The 16,282-nt window shown below is 50.3% G+C and carries 15 protein-coding genes and 4 tRNA genes; 8 read left to right on the forward strand and 11 right to left on the reverse strand.

Annotation, left to right across the window (positions count from 1 at the left end; genetic code table 11):
• Positions 1-2: 2 nt before the first annotated feature.
• Entirely contained in the window at positions 3-1,418 is a 1,416-nt protein-coding gene (gltX, locus tag OGY18_RS10920) for a glutamate--tRNA ligase (protein ID WP_008785393.1), read from the reverse strand.
• A gap of 258 nt (positions 1,419-1,676) precedes the next feature.
• Here gltX and OGY18_RS10925 point away from each other — a divergent pair.
• The 4 genes from OGY18_RS10925 to OGY18_RS10940 all read left to right on the forward strand — a co-directional run bounded on the left by OGY18_RS10925 (position 1,677) and on the right by OGY18_RS10940 (position 2,076).
• Positions 1,677-1,752 (forward strand) — tRNA-Val (locus OGY18_RS10925).
• A 46-nt stretch (positions 1,753-1,798) separates the two neighbouring features.
• A tRNA-Val gene (locus OGY18_RS10930) sits at positions 1,799-1,874 on the forward strand.
• Positions 1,875-1,920: 46 nt separating this feature from the next.
• A tRNA-Val gene (locus OGY18_RS10935) sits at positions 1,921-1,996 on the forward strand.
• 4 nt (positions 1,997-2,000) lie between these two features.
• A tRNA-Lys gene (locus OGY18_RS10940) sits at positions 2,001-2,076 on the forward strand.
• Positions 2,077-2,203: 127 nt separating this feature from the next.
• On the opposite strand, the gene OGY18_RS10945 is transcribed toward OGY18_RS10940, so the two are convergent.
• From OGY18_RS10945 to OGY18_RS10975, 7 genes are all read right to left on the reverse strand, one after another.
• Positions 2,204-3,088, reverse strand: coding sequence for a LysR family transcriptional regulator (locus OGY18_RS10945; protein WP_126317606.1), 885 nt, complete (start codon positions 3,086-3,088; stop codon positions 2,204-2,206).
• A gap of 98 nt (positions 3,089-3,186) precedes the next feature.
• On the reverse strand, positions 3,187-4,443 hold the full coding sequence (locus OGY18_RS10950; RefSeq protein WP_003834901.1) for a nucleoside permease: 1,257 nt from the start codon (positions 4,441-4,443) through the stop codon (positions 3,187-3,189).
• Between the two features lie 56 nt (positions 4,444-4,499).
• A complete protein-coding gene (gene xapA / locus OGY18_RS10955; RefSeq protein WP_286552981.1) occupies positions 4,500-5,333 on the reverse strand; it encodes a xanthosine phosphorylase in 834 nt (277 codons plus the stop codon).
• Between the two features lie 325 nt (positions 5,334-5,658).
• Entirely contained in the window at positions 5,659-5,928 is a 270-nt protein-coding gene (locus OGY18_RS10960) for a YdgH/BhsA/McbA-like domain containing protein (RefSeq protein ID WP_008785396.1), read from the reverse strand.
• Positions 5,929-6,158: 230 nt separating this feature from the next.
• Positions 6,159-6,554 carry a DUF302 domain-containing protein gene (locus OGY18_RS10965; protein WP_003834908.1) on the reverse strand — a complete coding sequence of 132 codons (396 nt, stop codon included), beginning with the start codon at positions 6,552-6,554 and terminating at the stop codon, positions 6,159-6,161.
• A 77-nt stretch (positions 6,555-6,631) separates the two neighbouring features.
• Positions 6,632-7,723 carry a YVTN family beta-propeller repeat protein gene (locus OGY18_RS10970; protein ID WP_286552983.1) on the reverse strand — a complete coding sequence of 364 codons (1,092 nt, stop codon included), beginning with the start codon at positions 7,721-7,723 and terminating at the stop codon, positions 6,632-6,634.
• A gap of 428 nt (positions 7,724-8,151) precedes the next feature.
• Positions 8,152-9,078, reverse strand: coding sequence for a LysR family transcriptional regulator (locus OGY18_RS10975; protein ID WP_003834913.1), 927 nt, complete (start codon positions 9,076-9,078; stop codon positions 8,152-8,154).
• A gap of 89 nt (positions 9,079-9,167) precedes the next feature.
• Here OGY18_RS10975 and OGY18_RS10980 point away from each other — a divergent pair, with 89 nt between their 5' ends.
• Positions 9,168-10,166, forward strand: coding sequence for a bile acid:sodium symporter family protein (locus OGY18_RS10980; RefSeq protein WP_149385203.1), 999 nt, complete (start codon positions 9,168-9,170; stop codon positions 10,164-10,166).
• Here OGY18_RS10980 and OGY18_RS10985 read toward each other — a convergent pair.
• The 3 genes from OGY18_RS10985 to zipA all read right to left on the reverse strand — a co-directional run bounded on the left by OGY18_RS10985 (position 10,163) and on the right by zipA (position 13,483).
• On the reverse strand, positions 10,163-10,381 hold the full coding sequence (locus OGY18_RS10985) for a DUF3820 family protein (RefSeq protein ID WP_003038102.1): 219 nt from the start codon (positions 10,379-10,381) through the stop codon (positions 10,163-10,165). The genes OGY18_RS10980 and OGY18_RS10985 overlap by 4 nt on opposite strands.
• A gap of 1 nt (position 10,382) precedes the next feature.
• On the reverse strand, positions 10,383-12,398 hold the full coding sequence (gene ligA, locus OGY18_RS10990; RefSeq protein WP_060683464.1) for an NAD-dependent DNA ligase LigA: 2,016 nt from the start codon (positions 12,396-12,398) through the stop codon (positions 10,383-10,385).
• 71 nt (positions 12,399-12,469) lie between these two features.
• Positions 12,470-13,483 carry a cell division protein ZipA gene (zipA, locus tag OGY18_RS10995; protein ID WP_003834924.1) on the reverse strand — a complete coding sequence of 338 codons (1,014 nt, stop codon included), beginning with the start codon at positions 13,481-13,483 and terminating at the stop codon, positions 12,470-12,472.
• 230 nt (positions 13,484-13,713) lie between these two features.
• Here zipA and cysZ point away from each other — a divergent pair, with 230 nt between their 5' ends.
• The 3 genes from cysZ (at position 13,714) to ptsH (ending at position 16,251) form a co-directional block, all read left to right on the forward strand.
• Positions 13,714-14,475 carry a sulfate transporter CysZ gene (gene cysZ / locus OGY18_RS11000; protein WP_126317601.1) on the forward strand — a complete coding sequence of 254 codons (762 nt, stop codon included), beginning with the start codon at positions 13,714-13,716 and terminating at the stop codon, positions 14,473-14,475.
• A 163-nt stretch (positions 14,476-14,638) separates the two neighbouring features.
• On the forward strand, positions 14,639-15,610 hold the full coding sequence (cysK, locus tag OGY18_RS11005) for a cysteine synthase A (protein WP_003038091.1): 972 nt from the start codon (positions 14,639-14,641) through the stop codon (positions 15,608-15,610).
• Between the two features lie 383 nt (positions 15,611-15,993).
• A complete protein-coding gene (ptsH, locus tag OGY18_RS11010; protein ID WP_002913505.1) occupies positions 15,994-16,251 on the forward strand; it encodes a phosphocarrier protein Hpr in 258 nt (85 codons plus the stop codon).
• Positions 16,252-16,282: the final 31 nt, after the last annotated feature.

The following is a 16,282-nucleotide window of genomic DNA, read 5'->3' on the forward strand; positions in this document are numbered from 1 at the left end:
TCTTACTGCTGGCTTTCACGCTCAGCAATAAACGCCAGCGCTTTATTAATACGCTCAATGCTGCGTGATTTACCAATCGCATGCACCGTGACGTCTAACGCCGGAGACTGACCCGCGCCGGTTACGGCTACGCGCAGCGGCATCCCAACTTTACCCATACCCACTTCCAGCTCATCAGCGGTCGCCTGAATCGCGTGGTGCACGTTTTCTGCCGTCCACTCGCTGATAGCAGCCAGCTTATCGCGAACCACTTCCAGCGGCTGACGCGCTACCGGACGCAGGTGTTTCTTAGCTGCATCCGCGTCGAACTCAGCAAAGTCTTCGTAGAAGTAGCGGCAGCTCTGTGCCATCTCTTTCAGCGTTTTGCAGCGCTCACCCAGCAGTTTAACCAGCTCAGACAGCTGCGGGCCGACGCGAGTATCGATATTTTCCTGCTCAATGTGCCATTGCAGATGCGTTGCCACATATTCTGGTGCCAACGAATTAATGTAGTGATGGTTCAGCCACTGCAGTTTTTCGGTGTTGAACGCACTGGCAGACTTGCTCACCGCACCAAGGGAGAACAGTTTGATCATCTCTTCACGGGTGAAGATTTCCTGATCGCCGCTGGACCAGCCCAGACGCACCAGATAGTTCAGCAGCGCTTCCGGCAGGTAACCGTCGTCGCGATACTGCATAACGCTGACCGCACCGTGACGTTTAGAGAGTTTTTTACCGTCGTCGCCGTTGATCATCGACACGTGTGCATAAACCGGCACCGGCGCATTCAGCGCTTTCAGGATGTTGATCTGACGCGGAGTGTTGTTGATATGGTCTTCACCACGAATAACGTGAGTGATTTCCATATCCCAGTCGTCGACAACAACACAGAAGTTGTAGGTCGGGGAACCGTCAGTACGGCGGATGATCAGATCGTCCAGCTCCTGGTTGCTGAATTCGATCGGCCCACGGATCTGGTCGTCAAAAATAACGGATCCATCCTGCGGGTTGGCAAAACGCACCACGCATGGTTCATCAGCAGCATGATGCTCATGGCCGTGGCGGCAGCGACCGTCGTAACGTGGCTTCTCACCGTTTGCCATCTGCTCTTCGCGCAGTGCGTCCAGACGCTCTTTGGAGCAATAGCATTTATACGCGGTACCGGCTTCCAGCATCTCATCAATCACGGCGTTGTAGCGATCAAAACGTTTGGTCTGGAAGTACGGGCCTTCATCCCATTCCAGATTCAGCCAATTCATGCCATCCATAATGGCTTCAATAGCTTCCGGAGTGGAGCGTTCGAGATCGGTGTCTTCAATACGCAGCACAAACTCACCGTCATGGTTACGTGCAAAAAGCCAGGAATATAGAGCAGTACGCGCACCACCGACGTGCAGGTAACCTGTCGGGCTTGGCGCGAAGCGAGTTTTGATTTTCATGAAATGGCCTTACGTTTATAAAGATGCCGACAACCGGCAAATCCTGGGAAGATTATCAGGCTCGTATTCTATCACTGTGGTCTGATTCCTCAATGTTGTTCAGGTTGGAACATCACGCTTTGCCATTTTCGTATACAAATCATGCTGCATGGATTGATTTGCGATCGTTTTGTTTAAATTTACGACGAACGAACAAATTCTTTAGAAAATGCGTTGACTCATTTTCAACTCTCCCTATAATGCGACTCCACACAGCGGGGGTGATTAGCTCAGCTGGGAGAGCACCTCCCTTACAAGGAGGGGGTCGGCGGTTCGAACCCGTCATCACCCACCAACTACTTTATGTAGTCTCCGCCGTGTAGAGTAAGAAATTGAGAAGTGGGTGATTAGCTCAGCTGGGAGAGCACCTCCCTTACAAGGAGGGGGTCGGCGGTTCGATCCCGTCATCACCCACCACTTTCTCGCCAGCTGGATTTCTTACAAAAAATTGAAGTACCGAAGTGGGTGATTAGCTCAGCTGGGAGAGCACCTCCCTTACAAGGAGGGGGTCGGCGGTTCGATCCCGTCATCACCCACCACTTCGGGTCGTTAGCTCAGTTGGTAGAGCAGTTGACTTTTAATCAATTGGTCGCAGGTTCGAATCCTGCACGACCCACCAATGTAAAAAGGCGCCCTAAAGGCGCCTTTTTGCTATCTGCGATTTATAAGATTCGAACCTGCATCGCCTGATGCGCTACGCTTATCAGGCCTACAGACAATACCGCACACGTAGGCCGGCACAGACATCACATCGTCAATGCCGCTACCAGTTTCCCCAGCGCGGGTGTCGCCTGCTGTTGGTCATACACAATATACAAATCCGCCGGAATACGTTCCTCTAACGGTCGAAATACCACGCCAGGCCAATTCATCTGCGCATAGCTGTCAGCAATTAACGTAATACCAATCCCCATGCTGATCATCGCCAGCACCGTTTGCGGCTCCCTCACCTCACGAATAATCATCGGGGAAAATCCAGCACTCAGGCAAACTCGCTGCAAAAATGCCCAGTCAGTATGAATGGAAGGCATTGTGACAAAATATTCATTTCTCAACGCCTCCAGCGGTATGGACTCACAGGCAGTAAGAGGATGTTCTTCCGGCATGGCAACCAGAAAAGAGGACTCATGCAAACGCAAACTGGTAAAACCGGGAGAAAGCTCCGTAGCCATCCGCCAAATTCCCGCATCCAGTTCACGCCGTTCCAGCATCGTCATCTGCATCGCGGGCATGTTCTCGCGAAACAGCACCTCAACATTGGGATTATCCTTCATAAAACGCCGCATCACCGGACGCATTTTTCCCCACATCGCTGTACCGATAACGCCAAGCTCAATTCGCCCTGCCTCACCACGACCAATTTGCTCCACTCTCGCCAGCGCCTGATTGGCACTGGATAACAGTCGGCGCGACTCTTCCATCAATATCTTTCCCGCGTGAGTTAACGCCACGCTGCGGGAATGACGGATAAATAGCAAAGTGCCGAGCTGTTGCTCCAGCTCTTTAATATGGGTACTGAGCGGCGGTTGCGACATATTCAGGCGAGCAGCAGCACGTCCAAAATGCAGTTCTTCTGCGACAGCAAGAAAATAACGCAGTAACTTCAGATCGATGCGGTGCGTGCGTTCCATGGATAATGCGCTCCTGAAATAAGGATAATGCGCAAAGTTACCACATTGCCTCGCAGAAAATGAAACGGCGGGTATCAGATCCCGCCGCCAATGGAGTGTTAATGTGCCGGTGATTTCTGTGCCAGTCGTTCAGGCTCATGCTTGTACTTGAAGAACAATGCAAAGATAACCGCCAGAGCCAGCGCATACGCGGCAAACACCAGCCAGATAGTTTGCCAATCCTTGACGCCATCGACAGAAAAATAGTCTACCGCCATACCACTCAGGATTGATCCCACCCACGCGCCAACGCCGTTTACCATCGTCATAAACAGCCCTTGCGCGCTGGCGCGAATGTTAGAGCTAACCTCCTGCTCGACAAATACCGATCCCGAGATATTGAAGAAATCAAACGCACAGCCGTAGACGATCATCGACATCAGCAGCAGCACAAAACCAAACGGCGACGGATCGCCAAAGGCAAAGAAGCCAAAGCGCAGCGTCCATGCCAGCATGCTCATCAGCATCACCGTTTTTATGCCAAAGCGTTTAAGGAAGTACGGAATAGTGAGAATAAAGCCCACCTCCGCCATCTGTGAAACGGAAAGCAATATGGAGGGATACTTCACCACAAAGCTGTCGGCAAATTCCGGGTTACGGGCAAAATCATGCAGGAACGGATTGCCAAAGACGTTGGTGATTTGCAACACCGCCCCCAGCATCATCGCAAACAAAAAGAAGATTGCCATCTGCGGTTTTTTAAATAGGACAAAGGCGTCCAGACCGAGCTTGCTGGCAAGCGTGGTGTTTGCTTTCTTCTCAGCAACCGGGATTTTCGGCAACGTAAGCGCATACAGAGCCAGCAGCAACGATGCCCCTGAAGCGATATACAACTGCGCGCTGCTCAGTTCCAGTCCCATCAAACTGACTGTCCACATCGCCACAATAAACCCTATGGTGCCAAACACACGAATTGGCGGGAACGCGGTGACCGGATCCTGACCCGATTGTGCCAGACACGAGTATGAGACGCTATTCGATAACGCAATCGTCGGCATATACGCCATTGCGTTAACCAGCATCACCCAAAACATGGTCTGCGGATCGGTAACGGTTGTGGCATATAGCAACACGCCCGCACATACAAGATGACAAAGCATATAGGCGCGCTCGGCGCGTAGCCATTTATCGGCAATGATGCCCATAATGCCCGGCATGATAATCGCCGCCAGCCCTTTCGAACTGTAAATCATACCGACGTTCGCACCGGTAAAATCCAGGGTATTAATCATGTAGGAACCCAGGGTTACCAACCAGCTTCCCCAGATGAAATATTGCAAAAACGACATGAGCTTTAAGCGAGATGCGATACCCATTTTTCCGTTCCTTGCCATAAAGTAAGACCCCGCAAGCGGGGTCATTTTTTAGTTATTCAGGCCAGTTTGCGCAAGAATCCGCAGATCAAATTGATGAAATTCTGCCGGGAGAGTTCCGCCGCAGCCAGCGTCTGCGCGTGAGATAATTTAACATCACCCAGACCTTCCGCCAGGTTGGTGATGGCCGCCACCGCAACCACTTTCAAACCGCAGTGGCGCGCAGAGATGACTTCAGGCACCACCGACATCCCCACCACGTCGCCACCGATAATTTGCATCATGCGGATTTCTGCCGCGGTTTCAAAGTTCGGACCCGGATAAGAGACAAAAACCCCTTCACTCAGCGAGAATCCTTCCTCAGCGGCAACAGTTTGCAGGACCGCACGGTAGTCAACATCATAGGCATTCGCCAATGAAAAGAATCGCTCACCAAAACGCTCATCGTTTGGCCCTACCATCGGCGTACCCGGCATCGTATTGATGTGATCGCTAAGCGCCACGAGGCTACCCGGTCCGACTTCGGGACGCAAAGAGCCTGCGGCATTGGTGCAAAACAGCAGCTCACATCCCAGCAGCTTCAGCGTACGAATGGCATCCGTCATCACCGTCATACCGCGACCTTCATAGAAATGTCCACGTCCTTTCATACAGGCCACCGGAATTCCCGCCAGATTTCCCAATACCAGTTCACCAGCATGACCGTGTACGGTACTCACCGGGAACCCCGGCAGTTTCTCGTAAGAGATGGCAACCGCATCCTCAATTTGATCCGCCAGCGCCCCCAGGCCGGAGCCGAGGATAAAGGCTACGCGCGGCGTAAAATCCGGTTTGTAACCACGAATGATATCAGCGCTATACCAGGGATTTTGCGAGAAAAGAGAGTGGCTCATGAGATGTCCTTAATACTGAGTAATCGAAATAACGTAGCGTACCGCATTGTTATAGCGAGACTACGCAATCGATTACCAATACCGTTTATCCCGATTACCGATAGTAAATCGGTATAGATGGCATGTGCTAAATCAGCCTGAACTCACATTTTTTTTCTGCCAGAAATGGCAAGGAGTACCAACATATCCGGAATTCGTCAGACGAGTGGGCTGACAAAGCCCGCCCTGAGAATGACTGACAAACATTTGTTGATTATTAATAAGCGAAAGCAGGTATAACAACGCACTTTCGCTAATCAATAATCAAAACGGGGGAAACTGCTGTTTACTTTTTATAGAGTTCGCTGGTCACTACAGCCTGAGAACCATTGCCTATAGAAGAGAAGTTCTTAATGACAAAGAAATCAGCACCTTCTTTATCTGCCATTTTCGAAATTTTGTGCATACATTGATTCACCGTATTTTCCGTTACGGTGATTGACTTGACATGCTTTAAACTATTGGCTTCTTGTTGCGAGATTTCTGTAGCAGCAAAGGCAGACAGACTGAGAAAACACAAAGAAGCGGCCAATGATGTGACTAATGTCTTTTTCATAACTATCCTCATAACTTACATATTAATATTTGAGCGTCAAGATATACTTTCCTCATAATATTGCAAACAAAAACCCTTCAATTTATAAAATAGACGAATCGACAAACATTGAAGAGTAATGAACATCATATGTATTGTTCAATAGGTTTATTATAGCGGGTTAAATACTTTCATAATAAACGCAGAAAAATAACACTAAATATCCGCGAGGAATTTAGTGCTATTTGCAATTAATTACCGGCCACTTCGTTAAGAAGAGTTGCCAAAATGCTAACTGGAGCAACAATATTATGTGCAACACCATAATCAAACTCCAGAACAGTACTTGCATCCTGATAATCTATATGGGTATCACCATTGTCATCCTGCCAAATAACCACCCGTAGGGGTAACTCTATTGCCGCATGAGGATTTGCTTGCATGGCAGGAGTACCACCCTTTGGGTTACCAAACAGAAATAACATCGTCGGTCGCAGAGCAAGACCTACATCCGTTGCCGCTTGCTGTTGATCAACCTGCACAAAAATACGAATATTTTTAGCATTCAATACGCTGACGAGTCTGTTTACAGTATCATCAAAATTGAACTTACTAGGCAGCGTTTTTGTCCGCTCCGGCTTTCTCATCTGTCGTTCCTTTATTTATAGAATATTCATGAAAATACCCGCCAGCGAATGACGGGTATTGATAAATGCTAGCACAGTTATTTAGGCGTCACTTCGACAGAGCCCCAGCTGATACCATTTGGGTTGTTGTCTACCGGAAGCGTGTTCACTACCTTACGCTCATTAATGTCAATCATCGAGACAGAGTTTGCAAATGAGTTAGTTACGTAAGCATATTTGCCATTTTTATCGACGACCACGCCATGGGCCCCATCGCCAGTGGTGATGGTTTTCGCTACCGCAAGGCTTGCGATATCAATCATGTTTATTGTGTTACCCGGCTTGCTCTTCGAGCCCTGATTGGTTACCAGCATGCTTTTACCATCCGGAGTACCAAACAGCTGGATTGGTACGGTACCGACATTAATTTTCTTCACAACTTTACGCGTTGCTGTATCAATCACCGCTACAGCATCTTCACCAGACAGGGAAACAAACACCAGTTTTCCGTCCGGTGAGAAACCTACCTGGGCTGGCATTTTACCTAATGGGATCTGCGCGACTTCTTTATTACTGGCTGTATCAACAACGGATACCGAGCCCCCTTTCATATTCGCGATAAAAACTTCTTTACCGTCAGGACTCACTCTGAGGCCATGAGGGAATTTACCTACATTAATTGTCGTTAAATTTTTCAAATGTTCTGCATCAATCACGCTGATGGTGTTATCTGCACTATTTGAGATATACTCCATTTTCCCATCAGGGGTGACGACAACATGCGCAGGGTGTGCGCCAACCGGAAGTTTTGCAATAACCGTATCATTTTCGGCATTAATAACCCAAACTTCGCCATGTTCCTTTTTGCCAGCATGAGAATCTTTGCCCATGTCCATTTTCTCAGAATGAGCATCTTTACTCATATCCATATGTTCAGAGCCTGATGAATGTGTTCCGTTAGCACCAAGGTTGGTTACCCAAACTGTTTTATTGTCTGGTGACACCTGAACGTTATGCGGCATTTTACCAACATGTACTTTATCTACAGTCTTTAAAGACGCAGCATCAAGTACATTAACTGAATCTGCACCTTCATTTGCTACATACACTCTGTCTGCTGCAAACGTATAACCAGACCATGCCAGCATACTAATTTGCATTGCAATTAAAATTTTATTTTTGCTTATCATCGCCGCCAATACCCCATTAGTTAAATATATTTACCGGATTAGTTTCAGCAACCAGCTATTGTAGGATTATTTAACATATCACTAATATTACTCCATCGGGATCGTGTTAATTCTACCTATAACGAGCTACTGTATAAATTGCTTAGTCATTTCATTAATCAATCGCTATACATCATTGTATTAGATACTGCTATCCGTACTTGCGTATAAAGAGTATCAACCTTCCAGCAAGTGGAAGGTCAAGAAAAAAAAGTAATAATTTAAAATAGCCTTAAAAATCCGCAAGCTGAGCAATTGTCTAAGAATATCGCAGGAGAATTTATAAATATAAAGAGGTAGTCCGGTGCCGGGTAAAATATCAAAGTTAACGATCAGTTCATCGATACTGAAAGCCAAACCTAACGACATGACAAACACCAGCCATATCGTTAAAGCTGGTACAAAGGATCCCGTGCCCGACCGGCGGTTAATTCACTGGCCTGCATCCGCACCACGTCCCACAGCGCCTGGGCCGCAGTCGATAAAGAACGATTTTTACGTCGTGCCAGCATCAATTGTCGTTCCACAACCGGCGTCAAGCGTTTAACCTGCAAATGGCTGCCTTGTGGCAGAGGAAGCGCCAGCGCAGGCAGCACGCTGATACCAATCCCCGCCTCAACCATCGGGAACAGTGTGGCAGGGTGACCTATCTCCTGAACGATATTGGCCTCAATGGAAAAGTGGGCCAGTGCCGCATCGATCAACGGTCGACTGCCGGAAGCGTAATCCTGTAATACCAAGCGCTCATGATATAAATCCTGCCAATTTACCCATTCGCGTTGGGCTAGCGGATGATCCTCTCGACACAACAGCAGGAACGGTTCGGATAACACCGCTTCACACTGTAGATCGGTCACAGCACCTGGATCTATCACAATGCCAAAATCCACCTCGCCCTGACGAATACTCTCCAGCACCCACTGTTGCGGACGATCGTGCAGCACAAAATCGATTGCTGGATAAAGCTGATTACTCTGGGCAATACACTGTGGAATAAGGTGAGCAGATATTGTCTGGCTGGCGGCAACGCGCACTGTTCCGGTTAACTGCGTTCCCACCTGGCCTGCTTCACGCAGCGTGCTGTGCAGTTCATCCAGAATACGTTCCAGCCGAGCCGCCAACTGGTGCCCTGCTTCCGTCAGCACCACTTCCCGCGTTGTTCTATCTAACAACCGCACACCCGTCTGCCCTTCCAGCTCTTTAACGCTGTGGCTGACCGCCGACTGGCTTAAGCCAATGATATCCCCCGCCCGGCTAAAACTTTTGGCCTGAGCGACGGTAACAAAGATACGCAGCTGACGCAGAGAGTAATTCATTTATTCGATTCATATATGGATGCAATAAATCAATTTTATTTCTCAAACAGAAAAACGCAAAATGTTCCTACCGAATTTCAGGAGCTTTTATGAAACTTTTTCGTATCCTTGATCCGTTCACGATAACGTTGATTACGGTCGTATTACTGGCGTCCTTTTTCCCGGCCAAGGGTGGCTTTGTGCCTTTCTTTGAAGGCTTAACCACCGCTGCCATTGCCCTGTTGTTTTTTATGCACGGGGCGAAGCTTTCGCGTGAAGCCATTATTGCTGGCGGTAGTCACTGGCGTTTGCATCTATGGGTGATGTGCAGCACGTTTGTTGTTTTCCCGGTACTGGGTGTTCTGTTCGCCTGGTGGGCGCCGGTTAATGTTGACCCGATGCTGTACACCGGTTTCCTGTACCTGTGTATTTTGCCGGCCACGGTGCAGTCGGCAATCGCTTTTACGTCGCTGGCGGGGGGTAACGTTGCCGCTGCCGTGTGTTCCGCTTCGGCCTCCAGCCTGCTGGGTATTTTTCTCTCGCCGTTGCTGGTTGGCCTGGTAATGAATATGCACGGCGCAGAAGGCAGTCTGGAGCAGGTGGGGAAAATCATGCTGCAACTGCTGCTGCCGTTCGTACTGGGACATCTTTCACGTCCGTGGATTGGTAATTGGGTATCCCGACATAAAAAATGGATCGCCAAAACGGACCAATCCTCCATCTTGCTGGTGGTGTACTCCGCCTTCAGTGAAGCCGTGGTTAACGGGATCTGGCACAAAGTGGGGATTGGCTCGCTGCTGTTTATCGTGGTGGTCAGCATCGTATTGCTGGCAATCGTGATTGGCATCAACGTCTTTGTTGCGCGGAAATGCGGCTTCAACAAAGCCGATGAGATCACCATTGTCTTTTGCGGATCAAAAAAGAGCCTGGCAAATGGGATCCCAATGGCAAATATTCTGTTCCCGACGTCAGTGATAGGAATGATGGTGCTGCCGTTGATGATCTTCCATCAAATTCAGCTGATGGTGTGTGCCGTGCTGGCACGTCGCTACAAGCAACAAACGGACGCATTGCAGGCGCAGCAGAAAAGCCACGCCGCAAAGGCTTAGAGCGGGCGTTTCAGGGGCTGCACCAGTTGCGTCAGCCCTTCAGTTTTAATCAGCAGCGTGATTTGCATCAGCTCGCCGAGCTTGCCCGGCGGGAATTCATCTTTACGGGCAAACCACAGCAGATACTCTTCCGGTACATCAATCAGCCGACGCCCTTTATATTTGCCAAAGGGCATCACGGTATTGGCGATTTCAACCAGCTGCTCTTTTTCCATTTCAGGCACCCAGTAAGCGGATCATTTCAGCTTCATCGATCACGGCAATACCCAGCTCCTGCGCTTTCGCCAGCTTCGAACCCGCCGCTTCACCGGCAATCACCAGGTCGGTTTTCTTCGATACGCTGCCGGCCACTTTTGCACCCAACTCGGTCAGTCGCGCTTTGGCGTCATCGCGTGACATCAGGCTCAGGCTCCCGGTCAGCACTACCGTTTTACCCGCGAAGGGGCTGTCGATTTCTTCAGCGTTGATGACCACCGGTGCTGGCCAGTGAATCCCCTGCGCCAGCAGTTGGACGATCACCTCGCGGTTACTCTCTTCAGCAAAGAAATTAAACACGTGGGTCGCTACCACAATGCCGACATCCGGCACTTTTTGCAGCTCTTCAATAGAGGCCGCTTCCAGCGCCTCAAGGGTGCCAAAATGCGCCGCCAGACCAGCCGCCGTAGCTTCGCCGACTTCGCGAATACCCAGCGCGTAGAGGAAACGGGCAAACGTCGTTTCTTTTGCTTTTTCCAGCGCATTCACCACGTTTTGTGCCGATTTCGGCCCCATACGATCAAGACCGGTCAGCTTGCCTGCGGTCAGTGTGAAGAGATCCGCAGGCGTGTGGACATACTCCTTCTCGACCAATTGATCGATAATTTTGTCGCCCATGCCGTCAACGTCCAGCGCACGGCGGGAAACGAAGTGTTTCAGCGATTCCTTACGCTGCGCTCCGCAGATTAAACCACCGGTACAGCGTGTGACCGCTTCGCCTTCCACACGCTCAACGTCAGAGTTGCATACCGGACAGTGGGTGGGAAACTCAATTTCACGCGTATCGTCCGGGCGCTCGGAAAGCACGACGTTTACTACCTGCGGGATGACATCGCCCGCACGGCGAATGACGACTTTATCGCCAATACGCAAACCAAGACGCTCAATTTCATCCGCATTGTGCAAGGTGGCGTTACTGACCAACACCCCGGCAACCTGAACTGGCTCAAGGCGGGCGACAGGCGTAATCGCCCCGGTGCGTCCAACCTGAAACTCAACATCACGTACGAAGGTCATCTGCTCTTGCGCCGGGAACTTAAAGGCCACAGCCCAGCGCGGCGCGCGGGCAACAAAACCCAGTTGTTCCTGCAACACCATAGAGTTGACTTTGATCACCACACCGTCGATATCGAATCCCAGCGTCGGTCGGTCTTCTTCAACCTTGTGATAGTAAGCAAGTACTTCCTCCGGAGAGTCGCAAAGCGTAACTCTGTCGCTCACCGGCAATCCCCACTCTTTAAATTGCAGCAGACGGCCCAGGTGGGTATCAGGCAGCACACCACCTTCCAGCACACCGACGCCATAGCAGAAGAAAGTAAGCGGTCGCTTCGCTGTGATACGCGGATCGAGCTGGCGCAATGACCCGGCCGCCGCGTTACGCGGGTTAGCAAACACTTTGTTGCCAGTACGGCGGGCCTCTTCGTTAATTTTTTCAAACCCGGCCTGCGGCAGGAACACTTCACCGCGCACTTCCAGACGCGTCGGAATGTTATCGCCACGCAGTTTTAACGGGATCGCACGAATGGTGCGCACGTTCGAGGTAATATCCTCACCCGTAGTACCATCACCACGCGTTGCGGCACTGACCAGCACACCGTTTTCATACAGGATACTGACCGCCAGCCCGTCCAGCTTCAGTTCGCAGCACCAGGTTAGTTTGTCCGTACTCTTCAGTCTGTCCTGCACGCGCTTGTTGAAGGCGAGAAAACTCTCTTCATCAAACACGTTATCCAGCGACAGCATTGGCACTTCATGGCGAATCTGGCTGAACGCTGCTAACGGGGCGGCGCCTACGCGCTGGGTTGGCGAGTCGGGGGTGATAAGTTCCGGATGCTGCGCTTCCAGCTCGCGCAGTTCACGCATCAGGCGATCGTATTCCGCATCGGGAATTTCCGGCGCATCCATCACATGGTAGAGATACTCATGATGGCGAAGCGTGGTTCGCAGTTCTGTCAGTTGTTGTTCGATTGATTCCATATCGCACCATCAATGATAAAAAACCCCCGACAGGCGGGGGTTTAGCAAGGATATGTCACGCCAGAGGAGAATCAGGCGTGAGATTCTTTAACTTCGCGGATGCGGTCCTGATACTCGCGCAGTTTCTGCGGCGTCATCATACGACGTTGATCGTCGAGCACCACACCACCCACTTCATCGGCAATGTGCTGTGCGGACTGCAGCATCAGCTTAAAGTTTTGCAGCTCGTCACCGTAGGACGGAACCTGCATAAAAATAGTCACGCCAGGGGTGCTGAAATCACCCGTCATTTCGGGGTCAAACGTTCCTGGGTTAACCATATTGGCAAGGCTGAACAGCGAAGGACCGCTGCCATCCGGACTCAAATGACGATGGAAAATATTCATGTCGCCAAATTTAAAACCGGCTTGCTGAATGCTGTTGAGCAGCACTTCACCGTTGAGCTCACTACCGTGATGCGCCGCAACGTTCATAATAATGACCGCTTCTTTACGCTGCGGTTTTTCAGCAACAGGCGCTTCTTCAACTACCGGCTCAGGCTGAGGTTGATGTTCAACGGCAGGCTCTGCGGGCTGGAAAGCCTGCGGCGCAGGTTGCGGTGCTTGCTGCACGGGCTGCTGAACCTGCGGAGCAACGGGCTGATGCTGCATCGGCTGCTGCGCAGGTTGTTGCTGAACAGGCTGATGCTGCACCGGCTGCTGCGGTTGTACAGGCTGCGGCTGCTGCTGAGCATGCGGCGGCGGTACCGGCGCTTGTGCAGGCTGCGGCGCGGGTTGACGCGGCTGAGCAGACGCATAAGGCGGCTGGTACTGGTGTTGCGGCGACTGAGGAGGAACACCATGTTCCTGCGCGTTACCGGGAGCATGATTCACACGATGAACGCGAACTTCGCCCACGCCTTCGTCTTCCTCGACGTTGTCGTCGAACGAATCCTCGTCTTCACGTTTAGACTTCATGCGTTTCAGTGGGCGATCGCGGAATATAGAAGACCGCTCTTTACGGCTAGTCCAAAAACCATGTACCAGTAAAGCGATTATGGCGATCGCGCCAACAATGATTAATATCAGACGCAAATCCTGCATCATTATATTCTCTGTTGTTCTAACACCTTGCCACCACGGCAAACATTTACTCACTAAGAGTATTTGTCGATTACGCCAAGTGCAAGTGCACTCTTGGCTTTCACGGCATAAAGATGAACAAAATTGTGCTTTTTGCTGTTTTTTCGAACATTTCTGAACAGCTTAACGCTCAACAACCCGGTAAGATACGCAAAGTTTACCAGAGCTTATATAACAAGGAGTATGTCCTGACCATGGTTTCATCATCTGCAATCGTACCTCGCAGTGGCCTTTATTACTTTTCACAGGGATGGAAACTCATCACCCAACCGGGCATTCGTCGCTTTGTCATCCTGCCTTTGCTGGTGAATATTCTGCTGATGGGCGGCGCATTCTGGTGGCTATTCACACAACTCGATAGCTGGATCCCCGCGCTGATGAGTCACGTCCCTGACTGGCTTCAGTGGCTCAGCTATTTACTGTGGCCGATTGTCACTATCTCCGTACTACTGGTGTTCGGCTACCTGTTTTCCACCATAGCCAACTGGATTGCCGCGCCGTTTAACGGTCTGCTGGCTGAACAACTGGAAGCGCGCTTAACGGGCGCAACACCGCCTGACACCGGCGTTCTCGGCATCATGAAAGATGTTCCCCGTATTATGAAACGTGAATGGCAAAAGTTGGCGTGGTATCTCCCGCGCGCCGTCGTGTTGCTGATCCTCTATTTCATTCCGGGTATTGGCCAGACCGTAGCCCCGGTGCTGTGGTTCCTGTTCAGCGCGTGGATGCTGGCCATTCAGTACTGCGATTATCCGTTTGATAACCATAAGGTGCCTTTTAAGGAGATGCGCGTCGCGCTGCGCACACGCAAGGTCACCAATATGCAATTTGGCGCATTGACCAGCCTGTTCACCATGATTCCGGTGCTCAATCTGTTCATCATGCCAGTTGCGGTTTGTGGTGCCACGGCGATGTGGGTAGACTGCTATCGTGCTAAGCACGCGTTATGGAAGTAATGCAAAAATGTGTAAAAGCGGGCTGGCTTATGCCCGCTCTTATTCCATACTGCAACGCATTATTTCCTGGTGGCATATAGATATACGAATTCCTTACTTCCCCATACTTTCTCAACAGGTATGCTGAAGCGGTATCCCAATTTCATACAGTTAAGGACAGGCCATGAGTAAGATTTTTGAAGACAACTCGCTGACTATCGGTCATACGCCGCTGGTTCGACTGAACCGTATCGGTAACGGACGCATTCTGGCGAAGGTGGAATCACGCAACCCAAGCTTTAGCGTCAAATGCCGTATCGGTGCCAACATGATTTGGGATGCCGAAAAACGAGGTGTACTTAAACCGGGTGTAGAGCTGGTCGAACCAACCAGCGGCAACACAGGGATTGCGCTGGCCTACGTTGCCGCAGCTCGCGGTTACAAACTGACTCTGACCATGCCTGAAACCATGAGCATTGAGCGCCGCAAGCTCTTAAAAGCGCTGGGCGCGAACCTGGTGCTGACCGAAGGCGCAAAAGGTATGAAGGGCGCGATTCAGAAAGCGGAAGAAATTGTGGCCAGCGATCCGGAAAAATTCCTGCTGCTGCAGCAGTTCAGCAACCCGGCAAACCCGGAAATCCACGAAAAAACTACCGGCCCGGAAATCTGGGAAGATACCGATGGCCAGGTTGATGTCTTTATTTCTGGCGTTGGTACCGGCGGTACGTTGACTGGTGTGACCCGTTACATTAAAGGCACTAAAGGCAAAACCGATCTGATCACCGTCGCGGTTGAACCTACCGACTCCCCTGTTATCGCCCAAGCGCTGGCAGGTGAAGAACTCAAACCAGGCCCGCATAAAATTCAGGGCATCGGCGCTGGCTTCATTCCGGGTAACCTTGATCTGAAGCTTATCGATAAAGTCGTTGCCATCACTAATGATGAAGCTATTTCTACTGCGCGTCGTCTGATGGAAGAAGAAGGTATTCTGGCTGGGATCTCTTCCGGTGCTGCGGTTGCTGCCGCGCTTAAGCTCCAGGAAGATGAAACCTTTACCAATAAGAATATAGTGGTTATTCTACCGTCATCGGGTGAGCGTTATCTGAGCACAGCACTGTTTGCCGATCTCTTTACAGAGAAAGAACTGCAACAGTAGTGCCAGCATGTTAAAAACGCGTAAAAAAGCACCCTTTTGGGTGCTTTTTTGTGGCCTGCTTCAAAGTTTCAACTCGCCTGGCATTGATTCAACCCGCCGGAACTGGTATTTAACCAAACTAATTATTTTGATGCGCGAAATTAATCGTTACAGGAAAAGCGCTAGCTGAATCGATTTTATGATTTGGTTCAACTCTTCCTTTCGCGGCATAATGTTTAATGACGAACGAAACGTCAGCGGCAAGAAGTTGCCAGCAACGGATTGCACCGAACTCCTTTTGTGTCGCGTCCAGTTTACGCCGATGCTAACAATACAGGCTAAAGTTGAGCCGCCAGGCTAGACTTTAGTTCCACAACACTAAACCTATAAGTTGGGGAAATATAATGTTCCAGCAAGAAGTTACCATTACCGCTCCGAACGGTCTGCATACTCGCCCTGCTGCTCAGTTTGTTAAAGAAGCAAAAGGCTTTACTTCTGAAATTACTGTGACTTCCAACGGCAAAAGCGCTAGCGCCAAAAGCCTGTTTAAACTGCAGACTCTGGGCCTGACTCAGGGTACCGTTGTCACCCTGTCCGCAGAAGGTGAGGACGAGCAGAAAGCAGTTGAGCATCTGGTTAAACTGATGGCTGAACTCGAGTAAGTTCAACGAGTTCTTTTAAATATCAGTCACA

The sequence above is a fragment of the Citrobacter sp. Cpo142 genome, from assembly GCF_030332425.1.
GTDB lineage: Bacteria > Pseudomonadota > Gammaproteobacteria > Enterobacterales > Enterobacteriaceae > Citrobacter > Citrobacter portucalensis.